The organism is Flavonifractor sp. An92, assembly GCF_002159175.1.
In the GTDB taxonomy this organism is placed as follows: Bacteria; Bacillota; Clostridia; order Oscillospirales; family Oscillospiraceae; genus Pseudoflavonifractor_A.
Genome location: NZ_NFGZ01000011.1, coordinates 40,803 through 56,085, shown reverse-complemented (window position 1 = coordinate 56,085; position 15,283 = coordinate 40,803). Strand labels below are relative to the sequence as shown.

General features: G+C 58.8%; 15 protein-coding genes. All 15 read left to right on the top strand.

Going from position 1 to position 15,283, the window contains the following annotated elements:
• The first annotated feature begins 30 nt into the window (after positions 1-30).
• The 15 genes from B5G43_RS09400 to B5G43_RS09330 all read left to right on the top strand — a co-directional run bounded on the left by B5G43_RS09400 (position 31) and on the right by B5G43_RS09330 (position 15,190).
• On the top strand, positions 31-351 hold the full coding sequence (locus B5G43_RS09400) for a C1 family peptidase (RefSeq protein WP_158097398.1): 321 nt from the start codon (positions 31-33) through the stop codon (positions 349-351).
• A 29-nt stretch (positions 352-380) separates the two neighbouring features.
• A complete protein-coding gene (locus B5G43_RS09395) occupies positions 381-1,352 on the top strand; it encodes an ABC transporter permease (protein ID WP_242960520.1) in 972 nt (323 codons plus the stop codon).
• A complete protein-coding gene (opp4C, locus tag B5G43_RS09390) occupies positions 1,349-2,257 on the top strand; it encodes an oligopeptide ABC transporter permease (RefSeq protein ID WP_087260584.1) in 909 nt (302 codons plus the stop codon). Before B5G43_RS09395 ends, opp4C begins: the two co-directional genes overlap by 4 nt.
• 12 nt (positions 2,258-2,269) lie before the next feature.
• Positions 2,270-3,250, top strand: a complete 981-nt coding sequence (locus tag B5G43_RS09385) for an ABC transporter ATP-binding protein (RefSeq protein WP_087260581.1) — start codon at positions 2,270-2,272, stop codon at positions 3,248-3,250.
• Positions 3,240-4,229 (top strand): ABC transporter ATP-binding protein, encoded by a 990-nt coding sequence (locus tag B5G43_RS09380; RefSeq protein WP_087260579.1) that lies wholly within the window; start codon positions 3,240-3,242, stop codon positions 4,227-4,229. The genes B5G43_RS09385 and B5G43_RS09380 overlap by 11 nt, the downstream gene beginning before the upstream one ends.
• A gap of 16 nt (positions 4,230-4,245) precedes the next feature.
• Positions 4,246-5,571 carry a M24 family metallopeptidase gene (locus B5G43_RS09375; protein ID WP_087260577.1) on the top strand — a complete coding sequence of 442 codons (1,326 nt, stop codon included), beginning with the start codon at positions 4,246-4,248 and terminating at the stop codon, positions 5,569-5,571.
• A 21-nt stretch (positions 5,572-5,592) separates the two neighbouring features.
• Positions 5,593-6,921: a C1 family peptidase gene (locus B5G43_RS09370; RefSeq protein WP_158097397.1), complete on the top strand. Its 1,329-nt coding sequence runs from the start codon at positions 5,593-5,595 to the stop codon at positions 6,919-6,921.
• 332 nt (positions 6,922-7,253) lie between these two features.
• The gene (locus B5G43_RS09365; RefSeq protein WP_087260572.1) at positions 7,254-8,114 is read left to right on the top strand and encodes a transporter substrate-binding domain-containing protein; all 861 of its coding nucleotides are present in this window, start codon (positions 7,254-7,256) and stop codon (positions 8,112-8,114) included.
• Positions 8,115-8,238: 124 nt separating this feature from the next.
• The gene (locus tag B5G43_RS09360; RefSeq protein WP_087260570.1) at positions 8,239-8,940 is read left to right on the top strand and encodes an amino acid ABC transporter permease; all 702 of its coding nucleotides are present in this window, start codon (positions 8,239-8,241) and stop codon (positions 8,938-8,940) included.
• The gene (locus B5G43_RS09355) at positions 8,919-9,674 is read left to right on the top strand and encodes an amino acid ABC transporter ATP-binding protein (RefSeq protein WP_087260568.1); all 756 of its coding nucleotides are present in this window, start codon (positions 8,919-8,921) and stop codon (positions 9,672-9,674) included. The genes B5G43_RS09360 and B5G43_RS09355 overlap by 22 nt, the downstream gene beginning before the upstream one ends.
• Entirely contained in the window at positions 9,631-10,491 is an 861-nt protein-coding gene (locus tag B5G43_RS09350) for a DUF169 domain-containing protein (RefSeq protein ID WP_158097396.1), read from the top strand. Before B5G43_RS09355 ends, B5G43_RS09350 begins: the two co-directional genes overlap by 44 nt.
• A gap of 1 nt (position 10,492) precedes the next feature.
• Positions 10,493-11,233 (top strand): nitrogenase iron protein NifH, encoded by a 741-nt coding sequence (locus tag B5G43_RS09345; RefSeq protein ID WP_087260564.1) that lies wholly within the window; start codon positions 10,493-10,495, stop codon positions 11,231-11,233.
• 10 nt (positions 11,234-11,243) lie between these two features.
• Positions 11,244-12,602, top strand: a complete 1,359-nt coding sequence (locus tag B5G43_RS09340) for a nitrogenase component 1 (RefSeq protein WP_087260562.1) — start codon at positions 11,244-11,246, stop codon at positions 12,600-12,602.
• A 1-nt stretch (position 12,603) separates the two neighbouring features.
• Positions 12,604-13,806 (top strand): nitrogenase component 1, encoded by a 1,203-nt coding sequence (locus tag B5G43_RS09335; RefSeq protein ID WP_158097395.1) that lies wholly within the window; start codon positions 12,604-12,606, stop codon positions 13,804-13,806.
• A gap of 19 nt (positions 13,807-13,825) precedes the next feature.
• Positions 13,826-15,190, top strand: coding sequence for an MATE family efflux transporter (locus tag B5G43_RS09330; RefSeq protein WP_158097394.1), 1,365 nt, complete (start codon positions 13,826-13,828; stop codon positions 15,188-15,190).
• The last annotated feature ends 93 nt before the right edge of the window (positions 15,191-15,283 follow it).

Here is a 15,283-nt window from a genome sequence, read left to right as displayed (position 1 = left end):
ATGGATATTGAAAGGAGAGGTTGCAAATTCATGGACCGTCTTTGGCAGGGGATCTCGCCGGCCCAAATCCGGCAACATTCCCAAAGTTTCGATCAGCAGCCCGGCCATAAGGTAATGCCGCGCTGGAATCTGCCTGATATCGTGTTCATAAACCACGCTAAAATCTTTCTTGGGGTCAATCCGGCCCCGGGAGGACACCCTGATCGCTGGCGGCTGGAGAACAGCTGGTTTGATCAGTTTGTCTATCATGTGGTAATGGACCGGAAATACCTGACGCAAAAGATCCCAGATTGGTCGAAAAAGTCCCCCATCGAGCCAGAACCCTGGGATCCCATGGGTTCACTGGCCTGACAGAGGTGAGAACTGTCATGTTGAGATATTTGAGAAAACGCCTTCTGATCTATCTGGTCATCCTGTTTGGTGTATCGATCGCAGTATTTGTCCTGATGATGAGTATGCCCGGCGATCCCTACTCATGGATGCTGATGGACCCGAATGTGGATCCGGCCTATGTACAACGTAAACTGGATGAGCTGGGACTCAATGATCCCATTCACATCCAGTACATCAAATGGCTGGGCCGTATCCTCCACGGAGATTTTGGATATGCCCTGGAGGGACAGGCCACACTGGATCTGGTCTCCCAGGCTCTGAAAAACACCCTTCTGCTCACCATCCCAGCCTTTCTTCTGAGCACACTGTTTGCGGTCCTGCTTGGCATATGGTCCGCCATGTCGGCCAGCGGAAACAAGATTCTGGACCGTCTGGTCACCCTAGGCACCTTTCTGGAAGTCTCTATCCCCACGTTCTTTCTGGCACTGATCCTCATCAAGTGGTTTGGCTATGATCTGAAATTGCTGCCGGTCTCCGGTCTGAAAACACTGCGGGTCCACTATACCGGACTGCGGTATGTGCTGGACGTTGCCAAGCACATGATACTGCCCGTATTTGTCCTGACGCTGACCCAAACCTCCGGTATGCTGCGGTACATGCGCTCGGCGATGATCGACATTCTGAACCAGGACTATATCCGCACCGCGCAGGCCAAGGGCATGACCTGGCGGAGAGCTATCTGGACCCATGGGCTGCGCAACGCCCTCATTTCGGTGATCACTGTGTTCTGCATGCGTCTGCCCGGCATTATCTCAGGCGCTCTGTTCACGGAGACCGTCTTTGTCTGGCCCGGGATCGGTACCCTCAATTATAACTCCATCTTGAATCGGGATTATGCCGTGATCATTACCATCACCATGATCCTGGCAATGGTCATTCTGGCTACCAATCTTCTGGCCGATATTCTGTATGCCGTTGCGGATCCCAGGATCCGCCTGGGAGGGGGTGCCAAAGAATGAGCAAGTTCTGGGAACGCCTGCGGGCCTTTCATGGCCGCGGTAAGCTGGAGGGGGAATATGTCTCTGTGGCCAACCTCTCCTGGCGTAAATTCTGCCGAAACCGCTTGGCAGTATTCAGCCTGATCGTCCTGGTATTGATCGCCGTGATTTCTTTTCTGGCCCCGCTCATCACTCCCTATTCTTACAGTGAGATCGACCTCACCCTCGCCCGACAGCCGCCCTCTCCGGAGCATATCCTCGGGACGGATGAGTATGGACGCGATATGCTCACCCGACTGATCTACGGCGGCCGGGTATCCATGACGATGGCACTGGCAGCCATGCTACTCCAACTGGTCATCGGCGTAGTGCTGGGATGTTTGGCCGGATATTTCGGTTCCTGGGTAGACGCTTTTATTATGCGCCTGACCGACGTCTTCATGTGCTTCCCATTTTACATCATGGCGGTATGCCTGGCGGCCATTGTTGAACCAGGCCTGAAGAATCTAGTCCTCATCATCGGTTTCTTGTCCTGGACCGGCATCTGCCGCATCGTGCGCGCAGAGATCCTCTCCCTCAAAGAAAACGACTACATTCTGGCTGCGCGATCTCTGGGGATCCGGCCGGGCGCTATTATCCGGCGCCACATTCTCCCCAATATTCTCTCCCCCATTCTGGTGGCGGCCACGCTGTCCATTGCGGGTGGAATCATGTCGGAGGCCTCCATGAGCTTTTTGAATCTGGGTGTGAGGACTCCGGAATCCAGCTGGGGCAACATGCTGAGCGCCGCTCAGAGCATGCAGGCGCTGGTCAGCGAGTGGTGGCGTTGGGTTCCGCCGGGACTGATGATCGTCATCGTTGTCCTGTCCATCAACTATGTGGGCGAGGGTCTGCGCAATGCACTGGATCCCAGGATCAGCAATTGATGGGGTGAAGCTATGAAGCTGTTAGAAGTCAAAGATTTGAATGTGGTCTTTCATACCATCTTGGGAGAGGCAGAGGCCGTGCGCGGTATCAGCTTTTCCGTGGACCGGGGTGAGGTCCTCGGTATCGTGGGGGAATCAGGCAGTGGTAAAAGTGTCACCTCCCTGGCGATCATGGGGCTGCTCCAGCGAAAGAAAGCCGATATCCGGCATGGCACGATCCTCTTTGATGGTCAGGACCTTCTCTCCATGCCAGAGAAACAGTTGTGCCAGCTGCGGGGCAGCCGTATGGCCATGGTCTTTCAGGAACCCGCCTCCGCACTGAATCCGGTAATCAAAATTGAAAAGCAGCTCAGTGAGGTCTATAAGCTGCATGAACCCGCCCGGGCAAAAACCTGCCACTCTGAACTGGTCGCATTGCTCAAGCGTCTGAACATTCCGGACGCCGAAGATGTGCTGAAAAAATATCCCTTTGAGTTAAGCGGCGGTATGAAGCAGCGGGTCATGATCGCCATGGCGGTATTGTGCCGACCGGATCTGCTCATCGCGGACGAACCTACCACCGCTCTGGACGTGACGACCCAGGCGGAGATCCTGGAGCTGCTCCGGCTAGTACAGCAGGAGACAAATTGTGCCATTATCCTCATCACCCATGATCTGGGCGTGATCGCCGAAATGGCACAGCGGGTAATCGTGATGTACCGTGGAAAAATCCTGGAAGAATGTGAAGCCGAGTCTTTTTTCCGTTCTGCGCGGCATCCCTATTCCCAGGATCTGCTGAATACCCGGCCGGAATACTTCTCCGGACGTTTTACCTCCATCGAAGGCAGCATCCCAAGCGCGTATGAAAAATTGACGGGCTGCGCCTACTACGGGCGCTGTCGGCAGGCCGAGCCGCGCTGTGCAGTACGAACACCGGAGCAGATCCAATGCGGCGATGGCTGTGTCTGTTGTCTCAAATACGAAACAGGGGAGGGATGTACTCATGGCGGCTGAACCGACACTGCTGGAGATCTCCCATGTGAAGAAATACTTCCCCAGGAAAAAACCGACCTTTCGGCAGAGTCAGGAGTGGTTGAAAGCTGTGGATGATGTCTCTCTCACCATCCCTCGCTTTTACAGCGTGGGTCTGGTAGGCGAGTCCGGATGCGGTAAATCCACTCTGGGACGCACTATTCTCCGCCTCCACGCTCCCACTGGCGGACGTGTGGTTTTTGAAGGCCAGCCCCTCTTTGATATGGAGGGAAAGCAGTGGCTCCCCGAGGCCAGGATGCGTGATCTGCGCAAGGATATGCAGATGATCTTCCAGGACCCCTACGGGAGCCTGAACCCCAGGCTTACCGTAGGCCAGGCCGTGGAAGAAGGGGTTGCACGCCACCATGTGGTACCTGCCGCCGACCGTCGGGCCTACTGTGAAGAGATTCTGGAGAACTGCGGGCTGGAGAAGAAGTTCTACATGGCCTATCCCCACGAATTCAGCGGCGGACAGCGCCAGCGTATCGTCATCGCACGGGCCCTGGCGCTCAAGCCGAAATTCGTGGTATGTGACGAACCCACTGCCGCACTGGATGTTTCCATTCAATCCCAGATTCTGAATCTGATGATGGATCTGCGCGAAGAACTAAACCTGACCTATCTCTTTATCTCCCACAATCTGCGGGTCACCCAGGCCTTCTGCGATGAGATCGTGGTCATGTATCTGGGAAAAATCATCGAACAGGGCCCCGCCGAGGAGGTATGCAGTCATCCGGTCCATCCGTATACCCAGGCGCTCATCAATTCGTTGCCTGTAAGCAATCCGTGGGAGACCAAACCAAAAGCACAGATCTTGGGCAGTATCCCCAGCGCGGTCCATATTCCAAGCGGTTGCCGTTTCCATCCCCGCTGTCCCTATGCCACTCCGCGCTGCCAGGAAGACGAACCGGCCTGGAAAGACATTGGAGGCGGGCACTGCGCGGCGTGTCACTTAATCTGAAGCACAGGAGGACGCTATGCAAGAAAATATCGTAAATCAGATCCGGGAAACTCTGTATCGCGCCGGTCTTTTGCCTCTCCGCAAACAGGCCGAGGTGGCTGAGCGGCTGCTGAGTAATCGGCTGGAGGTACTTCTGCCCCAGCTCATGGAGGAGACTGGCATCGACCTCTGGCTGGTGCCTGGATACGAAACCAATGAAGACCCGGTCATGAAAACCATGATGACTAGCAATATGCGCACCGCCCGTCGTCTGAGCGCTCTGATCCATTATCGCGACCCCGCCACCGGGCGGATGGAGCATCTGGTCTGGGGGATCGGATTTGGCAGCATGCTGGAGCACTATATCCCCATCAAGCAGGGCGACGAAACCCTCTGCGAAGGTCTGACCCGGGAGCTGGCTCGCCTCAATCCCCAGAAGATCGGCATCAACATCAGCAGCGAGCTGGGGGGATTCTGCGGTGGCCTGTCCGCCTCTCTCTACCTGGACCTGATCAACCAGCTTCCGGAGACCTACCGGCAACGCCTGTGTCCGGCAGGACGGCTGGCCACGCGCTGGCTGGAGACCATGACCCCCGGTGAGCTGGAGGTGATGGAGACCCTTTCCGCCGTCACCGAAGATCTCATGCGGGCATTTTACAGCCGCGACGTGATCGTCCCAGGGGTAACCACGGTGCAGGATGTGACTTGGTTCATCAAAGACGTCATGTCCCGCTGTGAGATGGATTTCTGGTTCGATCCGCATCTGGACTATCAGCGCCGGGGCGAGCAGAGAATGGGGTACGGTGTGAGCGCAAAAAACGGTATTGCGCATACTCCCATGTCCTATGTGATCCAGGAGGGCGATTTGCTCCACTGCGATATCGGTCTTATGCTGAAATACATCCCGGTTCTGACCGACCGCCAGTGGATGGCCTATGTCCTGCGTGCGGGAGAAACTCAGGCCCCCGAGGGACTGCAGGAACTCGTCAAGCGGGGCAATCGCTTTCAGGATCTGGTGTGCGAGGGGTTCCTGGCCGGACGCACCGGCAATCAGGTCTATTGGGACGGCATCAACAAGGCCAGAGCCGAGGGAATCGATCCCATGCTGTACTGCCACAGCCTGGGCGTGTTCGGCCACAATGCTGGACCCATCATCGGGCTCATCGACTGCCAGGGAGACGTATACCCCCGAGGCGAGCTGCCGGTGGGCTACAGCTCCACCCACGCACTGGAGCTGCAGCATCGTGCTCCGTTGGCGGAGTGGGACGGGCAGATCGTCCGCATCTATCTGGAGGAGGATATCCATGTGACGGATACCCTGTCCTATGTCGGCCAGCGCCAGACCAGTCTGCTGGAATTTTAGTACAGTTTGGGGGATCATACTTTGGAAAAACAAATCAAACAGCGGGATATTCTCTCCTGGCAAGAGACATTGGCCGCCGATCCGCTCCGTCCGATGCGTCAGAATTGTCTGGCCCATACTGATCTCAAACAGGTCGCCATTGACCAGTCTCTGCTGGTGGAAAACCGTCCCTGTTTCTCACTCGAGGTGGAGGGCGGCTCTATCCTCGCACAAAACAAGACCGGACGCTGCTGGCTGTTCTCGGCACTGAATATCCTGCGGGTGGGTACGATCCGGAAACAGCGGCTGAAGCCGACCTTCGCCTTTTCCGTCAACTACCTCAATTTCTGGGACAAATTAGAGAAAGCAAACCTGTTCCTTGAACGGATACTGGAACATCTTGAGCAGGTCCCCTCCGGTGACTATGTCCGCTCTTTGCTGCGCTTTCCAGTCCAGGAGGGCGGACAGTGGTTCATGTTCCGCGACCTGGTCAAAAAATACGGGCTGGTGCCGGCAGAGGTGATGCCGGAGACCTATGCAGCCGCCGATTCCGGAAATTTGAACCAATGTCTGAACTTCAAGCTCCGCGCAGGCGCCGCGGAGTTGAAGCGACTCTGGGAAGGCGGCGCGTCTCAGCAGGAGCTGCGGGCATATAAAGAAACGATTCTGGAAGCGATCTACCGCATCTTGTGCTGTACGCTGGGGACTCCTCCGCGTTCCTTCCGCTATGAATACTATGACCGAGACGGTCAATATCATATCCTAGCGGAACAAACTCCAATGGAATACGCCAAATCTGTATTGGACCATGATCTGGATGACTATATTACGGTGGCAAATTATCCGACAAAAGACAAGCCGTTCCGCAGAGTCTATCAGATTCCCGGCCACAAAAATATGGAAGGCGGAGGGCCTGCCCTGTACTATAATCTGGAGATGGCAGACATCAAGTCCATGCTCATCCGTCAGCTCCAGGACGGCGAGGGCATCTGGTTTGGCTGCGATTGTATGAAGATGATGGACCGACAGCAGGGCGTAATGAGCCGTGAACTCTATGATTATGAAGGTCTGTTTGGTGTCCCGTTCCACATGGAAAAGGGCGATATGCTGGACTTCTTCCAGAGTGAACCCAACCATAACATGACCATCACGGGCGTGGACCTGGTGGACGGCAAGCCCACCCGCTGGAAGGTAGAAAACAGCTGGGGCAGCGAAGTGGGACACGGCGGATTTTACGTGATGGACGATTCTTTCCTGGAACACTACGCCTTCCTGTTCGTCCTGCACAAGCGCTGTCTCACGCCGGAGCAACTGGCCGATCTGGAACAGACGCCGATTCCGTTGCCCTCCTGGGACCCCATGGGGATTTAGTAAGCCCATTCTCAGGACAAAATGTCCCGTCCATAGGAACCCGCAGCAGGTGAGGACGGTACCAAAACTCCTACCTCGCAAAATAGCTCCTGTGGCCCGGAGGCCACAGGAGCTGTTTTGTTGTACGGTAGCCCTGATGTCCCACGGAAGTAATTTATCCTTTCGTATCTTGGAAGCAATCCGCATAAGAATTAATAAATCCGCCTACTTTTTGGTTTTTTTTATAAGTGGCGGTTGAGCATTGCCCGACCCCCACAAATATGCTATCCTAGCAGACGTGTACTGACAAGTCTTTGTATGTTTGTACCAAACTGAGTAAGAGGTGGAGAAGTATGAATCGGAAGTATTGGAATCGTCTGGCAATCGGTGCTCTCTCTCTGGCCATGCTCCTGGCCGGATGCGGCGGCGGAGATACTACCAGCAGCAGCCAGCCTTCGGCACCGACGGAAAGTGCAGACGTCACGCAGGCACAGACGGAGTCTGAGACCATTACCCTGAAAATAGGTACTCACGGCAGTTTCAGCCCCTATGCTTTTGTGGATGAAAACTCCGACGATCCCCAGGGCTTTGAGGTCGATGTGATGAACGAGATCGCCAAGCGTGCCAACCTGGAAGTGGACATTCAGGTCGCCGAGTGGAACGGCGTCTTCGGCATGCTGGACGCCGGGCAGCTGGACACCATTGCCTGTGTTGTCAGTCCCACCGATGAGCGCCGCGAAAAGTACGATTTTTCTGAGCCCTATCTGAGAATGGACATCGGCATCGGTGTACAGGAGGGCCAGGCTGACTCCATCCAGAAGCTGGAGGATCTGGCCGGCAAAAAGATCGGTGTCAATGCCGGCGGTCAGGCCATGGAGTTCCTGGAGTCCCTGCAGGATCAGGTCCAGTTTGAGATCGTCGCCTATGAGAGCCCGGCCAGCATGGAGTATGATCTGGCGCTGGGCCGCCTGGATGGTATCTACGAGTCCATCGTCGCCATTCTGCAGGCGCAGGGCCGGGGAGATTGTCCCATCGAACCCGCCGCCATGGATCCCCTCACCACTTCGGTGTGCGCCTATCCTTTTGTGAAAAACAGCGAGCGCAACGCCGAGGTCATCACCCGTATCAATGCTGCTATCAAGGAGATGCAGGAGGACGGGACCATGATGGAGCTCTCGATGAAGTGGTTCAACCTGGATCAGGTGACCATCTGACGCCCTGCGGCGGGGTCCGTTCCTCCCTCCCGCCGCACCGTGCAGCCAGACCTTTTCTCATCAACCGGCTCTTTCCTCGGATGATGGAAAGAGCCGGTTTTTTATTTCTTCAGGAGGAGTCACCATGAATTTTGATATCGAATATGTCATCCGGGTCTTTCCCACCATTCTGAAATACCTGCCCGTTACGCTGGAAATCGCCTTTCTCTCCGGCGCCATTGCCATGCTGCTCTCGGTCTGTATCGTGCTGCTGCGCCGGGTCCCCTCCCGTATCCTCCAGGCGATCTTAAATTTCTATCTGGATTTTTTCCGCGGCACGCCTGTGGTGGTCCAGCTTTTTTTTCTCTACTACGGCCTGGCGCAGCTCTTTCCCATCTTCAAAAACCTGAGCGGCTTCAGCGCCGCTGTCATCGGTCTGAGCCTGAACGCCTCCTCTTATATGTCTGAAAGCATCCGCGGCGCAGTCCAGTCGGTCCACCGCCGCCAGACCGAGGCCGGCCTGGCCTGCGGCCTGACTCATCTGCAGGTCATGCGGCACATTGTTTTCCCCCAGGCGGCAAAGGTAGCGGTGCCCACCCTAGTCAACGACTTCATTGGGCTCATGAAGAGCACCTCGGTGGCCTTCGTGCTGGGCGTGCGGGATGTGATGGCCCAGACCAAGATGCTGGGCGGCAGCTCGTACCGCTACTTTGAGTGCTATTTTGTTGCCATCATCATCTATTTCATTTTGACCAAGCTGATCCACTGCTTCCAGAAGTGGCTGGAACGCAAGCTGGATGTCACCACCCGAAAGGAGGGAGCGGCATGCTCGACATCCGAGGCCTGAACAAACAGTTCGGCGGTCTCCATGTGCTCCATGACGTGGATCTGTCGGTGAAAAAGGGCGAGGTGGTCTCCATCATCGGGCCATCCGGCACCGGAAAATCCACCCTGCTCCGATGTATCAATTTTCTGGAGGTCCCCACCTCCGGAACCATTACCATTGATGGGCTCACCATCTCCCCGGAGCACTGCACCAAACAGGAGATCTACCAGCTCCGGCATAAAAGTGCCATGATCTTTCAGGACCACTCCCTCTTTGAAAACAAAACGGTGCTGGAGAACATCGCGCTCCCCCTTTGGAGCGCCTACGGCTATACCAAGGCCGCCGCCCGGGAAAAGGCCGAGTCCATTCTGGAGATGATCGGACTGGCCGACAAGCGCAGTGCATACCCCTATGCCCTCTCCGGCGGCCAGCAGCAGCGAGTGGGCATTGGCCGTGCCATCGCCATTGAGCCCAAGGTCATGCTCTTTGACGAGCCTACCTCTGCACTCGATCCCTCGCTGGTGGAGGAGGTGCTGGAGCTCATCCGCACCCTGGCCCTCAAACACGCCACCATGCTCATCGTCACCCACGAGATGAACTTTGCGCGCAATGTCTCCGACCGCGTGATTTTTATGAACCACGGCTCCATCGTGGAGAGCGGGACCCCGGAGGAGATCTTCCTGCATCCCTCCGACCCGGAGACCCAGGCCTTTGTCCAGAAATCCGTCCATCGAGGTGGTCCTCTTGTACTGTGAATCCATCCGTCAACTGACCCTTTCCCTCCACCTGGACGCCGCGCCGGTGGGGGTCCGCTTTCTCTTCCTGCCGGAAGAGGTGGATGCCTGCACCGCCGCACCGGTCCCCCACCCCAAGAGCTGCTGTGCACTCATCAGCGATGGGGCCAAACGCGGTCTGCGGCAAAAGGCCGACGCCGGCCATGTCAGCTGTCCTGGGGCGCTGACCGCCCTGGGGCTGCGCAGACCGGGCAACTTTGTCACCTCCGGGAAGCAGTTCTCCCTCATGCGTCTGTATGCCAGCGGTGCGGTGGCCCGACAGGCGACAGAGGCGCTCCGCTTCATCCCCCACCGCATCACCGGACTGGAGGTGGGGCCCCTGGCCGAGATGGAGGAGGCCGATGTGGCGGTCCTCCTCTGCCAGCCCTGGCAGGCCATGCGCCTGCTCCAGGGATACTGTTACTACTACGGGGCGCCCTCCCATCTGGGCGGGATCGGCAATCAGGGCGTGTGTGCCGACCTGGTCGCCCGTCCCTACTGCTGCAATGACTTCAACTATTCCATGCTCTGTCCGGGCGCCCGCATCCATATGGCGTCGCCCGAGAGCGAGATGGGCTGCGCCATGCCCATCCAGCAGTTTCCCCAGGTGGCGCAGGGGACCATCCGCACCACCTCGCTCACCATGACCGACCCCCAGAAGCGGGAGCTTTTGGCGCGGATGGAGGACAGCGGTCTTTCGCTGGACTGCCCCATCGAGCTGGGCAAGATGTATGGGACTTATAGGAAGAACTCCCCCTACCCCCACGAACGCTATGACGCACTGGAAAGGGAGACCTGAAATGAAACGATACGCGATCTATGGAAAAGGCGGCATTGGGAAATCCACGCTGACCTGCGCCCTCTCCGCCGCACTGGCTCAAATGGGACACCGGGTACTCCAGATCGGGTGTGACCCGAAGGCGGACTCCACCGCCTCTCTGCTGGGCGGGCAGGCCCTGACCCCGGTGGCCGAGTACCTGCGCACCCATGAGGAGCCGCCCCGGCTGGAGGACATCATGCTCCAGGGCTTCGGCGGCGTCTACTGTGTGGAATCCGGCGGCCCCACCCCCGGCGTAGGCTGCGCCGGGCGCGGGATTCTGATGACCCTGCACCTTTTGGATGAGCTGCGGGTGGTGGAGCGGCTCCAGCCCGACTACATTCTCTACGATGTGCTGGGAGACGTGGTCTGCGGCGGCTTTGCCGCCCCCATCCGGGAGCACTATGCCGATGAGGTGCTGGTGGTGACCTCCGGCGAGAAGATGTCCCTCTTTGCCGCCAACAACATCGTCCAGGCCGTGCGCCACTTCTCCGGCGAGGACTACGCCTCCATGGGCGGGGTGATCCTCAACCGGCGCAACATCCCCAACGAGCTGGAGCTGGTGTCGGAATTCGTCCAGACCGCCCAGGTGGATCTGCTTGGAATCGTCCCCCGGGACAACCACATCCCCCAGTATGAACAGCTCAACCAGACCGTGATCCAGGGTGACCCCCAGCTGCCGGTGTCCCAGGCCATTCTGGAGATCGCCCGGAAGCTGCAATAGGGGGCGCACGATGAATCAACCGTATTCCCTGACCATCCGGCAGCTGAGGGACCTGCTGGAGAAAAGACAGACCATTCCGGGCAACCTCTATGAAAACGCCGAGCGCAAGGTGCTCTGTTACCCCGACGACGGCGACGGCGGCCTTATCCCCACCACCACGCCCCTGTGCATTTCCAATCTGGCCACCCTCATGGTCTCCCCCATGGGCTGCGGCATCCACCTCACGGAGACCGGGCGGGGCCCCCTGGATGTGGGGCGCGCCTGGCTGCTGCGCCTTCAGGAGCGGGACATCGTGCTGGGCCGGCAGCGACCGCTGGTGCTGGAGGCGGTGGAGACCATCCTCGCCCAGACTTTCTCGCCGCTGGAGGGCCTTCTCATCAGCGCCACCTGCCTGGACGGCCTGCTGGCCACCGATTATGACGCACTGTGTCGGGAAATCCAGCGCCGCTTCTCCATCCGGTGCGCCTTCGATTATATGGGCCCGCTGCTCAAGGGCTCCCCCAGACAGGCCGAGACCAAGATGATTTCCGCCTGCTACGGGCTTCTCCGCCCCTGCGGCTCCACGGACCCCGGTTTGGTCAATCTGCTGGGTCCGTTGCGCTCGTCTCAGGCCGCTGAGCTGAACACCCTCCTGGCTCCGCTGGGGGTGCGCCAGGTCTGCTGTCTGGCCGATTTTTCCTCCCTGTCCGCCGCCGACGCCATGACCGGCGCGCGGCTGAATCTGGTCCTGGGCGGCGGTGCGCTGTGGAGTGCCCGGGAGATGCAGCGCAAATGGGGCATTCCCTATGTCTCCCTCTCGGACGCCTATGACCCCGCCGCCATCGCCGCCCATTACCGGGAGATCGGTCTTGCGTTGTGTGGAACGGTGGACGACCGTTTCCTCCGCCACCAGGTGGCCCAGCGCGCCGCCTGTCTGGCCTCACAGCTTGAGGGACAGTCCTGCGCGGTGGGTGGAAAAAATGACGTTCCCTGTTTTTCCGCCGCTTACACGCTGCTGGAGCTGGGTTTTTCCGTCACCACGCTGTTTGCCCATCACGTCACAGGGGCGGATCTGCCGCTGGTGCGCGCCCTGGCGGACCGTGTCCCCCATATGCGGGTCTATTTTGACAGTCATCCGTCTCTGTACCGCTATCAGGCCACTCCGGAAGAATTCACTCTCTCCTTTGGGGTCCCTGACCCCTTCATCCCCTTGGATGGCTCCATCCGCCGGGCTCCCATCCTGCGCAGCGGCGCCACCTACGGCGCCGTGCTGGGGTATCTGGACGAGCTGGAGCAGGTCCTCCGCGCCCCCGCAGTCCCCGGGCTTTTGCCTGAGCTTTCCCCCTTCCGGCGGGTCTGGAACGAGGCCGGATGTGAGAGGAGGATCTGAAATGAAGCAACTATACCGCGTATTTCCCGCCCTCGCCCCCGACTATGCCGGTGTCTCATCCCTCCTCTTTGAGGAAGAGGCCCTCACGGTCTTTGTGGACCCCCATGGCTGCAACGGACAATCGCTCTATTACATGGAGCCCCGCTACGACGCCTTCCGGCAGATGCCACGGAGCTTCTCCTGCGGGATCCGGGAAAAGGACGCTGTGTTTGGGGTGGATGACCTGGTCCGGCGCAAGGTCCGGGGGCTGCTGGAGTATGTGGACGGCGCGTATCTCGTTCTGGTGGGCACTCCGGTCCCTGCCGCACTGGGGCTGGACTTTTCCTCTTTGGCCCGTCAGATCCAGCGGGATACCGGAATCCCCACCTTCGGGCTGGCCACCAACGGCCTGTCCACCTATGACCGGGGCCAGTCCCTGCTGCTCCACGCCCTGATGGACCGGATCGAGCAGGAGCCCGGGGTGTTTCCGCCTCTCCGCTGCGACGTTCATCTGCTCGGTGCCACCACCCTGGACGGCTGGGACTCCACCGCCATCCGGGACTATACCGCTCTCTTGCAGGACTGCGGCGCCCGGAGCGTGGCCTGCTGGGGGAGGCCGGACCTGGTCCACGCCATGGCGGGAGCGCCCTGGTCCAGGCTGAACATCGCCGTCTCCTCCGCGGGGTATGAGATGGCCAAGCGTCTGCAGCAGACCTACGGGACTCCCTTCCTCACCGGATACCCGGTGGGCACGGCAATGGAGGCCCGTTTCCGTGCTCAGGTCCGCGCCGCTCTGGCCGGTGAACCCATTCCCGAGCCCACCTTCGCTCCACCAGAGTCCTCCTCCCCGCTGCGCCGGGTCCTCCTTCTGGGCGACCGCTGGAATAACGAGGCCCTGGGCCGCTGTCTGACGGACGATTATCATGTGCCGGAGGTCCAGATGGGGGACTGCTTCCCCTGTGAAATTCCCCACTACAGCCCTGCTCCGGGGTATTTCCCCGTCCAGGAAGAGGACGAGCTGATCGCCCGCTGCCGGGAGCAGGGCCCCTATGACTGCATCGTGGGAGACCCTCTGTTTCGCCCGCTTCTGGGCCGGTATACCCGTCACTATGTTCCAAATCCCCACCCAGCCATCTCCGGACGGCTCTATTGGCAGGAGATGGACCGCCTGTTCGGGCCTTGGGGCGACCGCTTCGTATCCCATATCCTGGCGGCAGCAGACTGAAAGGAGGCGTGTACGGACCATGGCCTCTCCCAATCGTCAAACTCTGTTTGAATCCCTCGCGATCCCCGCCGCCGTGGCCCGGCTGGCCATCCCGACCATGCTCAGCTCGCTGATCCTGGTTCTCTACAACCTGACGGATACCTACTTCGTCAGCCTGCTCAACGACCCCATCCAGAATGCGGCGGTGACTCTGGCCGCACCTCTGATGCTCTTTCTCAACGTCATCAATAACCTGTTCGGTGTGGGCAGCTCCAGTCTGATGAGCTGGGCGTTGGGTCAGGGTAAACCGAAGGCGGCTGCCCACAGTTCAGCGCTGGGTCTTTATGGTGCTCTTTTGTGCGCCATTCCGCTCTCTCTCTGCTGCTTTCTGGGCCGCGGTCCCCTGCTGACCCTGTTGGGCGCCGACGCCCGGACCGCAGAGGCCACCTTCCGCTACATCCAATGGACTGCCGTCTGGGGCGCTGTACCCGCCGTGGCCAATGTGGTGCTGGCCTTCCAGCTCCGCGCCGAGGGCGCCGCCTTCCACGCCAGTGCCGGCACCATCAGCGGCTGCCTGCTGAATGTGCTGCTGGACCCCTTCTTCATCCTGCCCCAGTGGCTGGATTTGGGTGTGGAGGGGGCTGCCGTGGCCACTTTTCTGTGCAATTGTGTGGCCTGTGTCTATTATCTGGTTCTCCTCGCCGTGTGGAAGGGGCGCAGCTCTGTATGTCTGGATTTCCGCCGCGCCAGAGTGGACCGGCCCACCCTCTCCAGCCTGATGGGTGTCGGGGTCCCCGCCGCAGTGCAGACACTGCTCAACGTCACAGGCATGACCATTCTGAACCGCATGGCCGCTGGGTACGGGCCTGCCGTCGTGGCGGCCATGGGGATCGCCCAGAAAATCAACAGTGTCCCTGTTCAGATCGCTCTGGGCTTTTCTCAGGGGATCATGCCTCTGGTGGGCTATAACTACGCCTCCGGCAATCTCTCCCGGATGAAAAAGAGTATTCTTTTTACCTTCCGTTTGGAATTTGTCTTTCTGCTTCTGATGCAGGGAGGGCTGTTCGTCCTGGCACCGGTTCTGTTTCAGGGCTTTCTGAAAGACCCGGAAGTCCTGCGGTACGGTGCTCATTTTCTGCGCGGATTCTGCCTGGCCCTTCCGCTCCTGGGCACGGACTTTCTCATGGTCTGTGTGTTCCAGGCGGTCGGTCTGGGCAAGCAGGCCTTTTGCTTTGCCGTTCTACGCAAGATCGTGCTGGAGATTCCCCTACTCTTCCTGCTCCATGCGGTCGCTTCGGTCTGGGGGCTTGCCTATGCGCAGCTCGTCACGGAAATTCTCCTCCTGTGCGTGATGTTACCGATGTTCTGTCATACCTTCTGGGGTGGTCCTCACAAAACCGTCTAACCATGTGCGAGAAAAATTTCCTTGTACACCTTCCACGGCTCCGTGTTATAATGTTCTTATTTCTAAGACAAGTTCCAGTGAGGACCGGGCAGC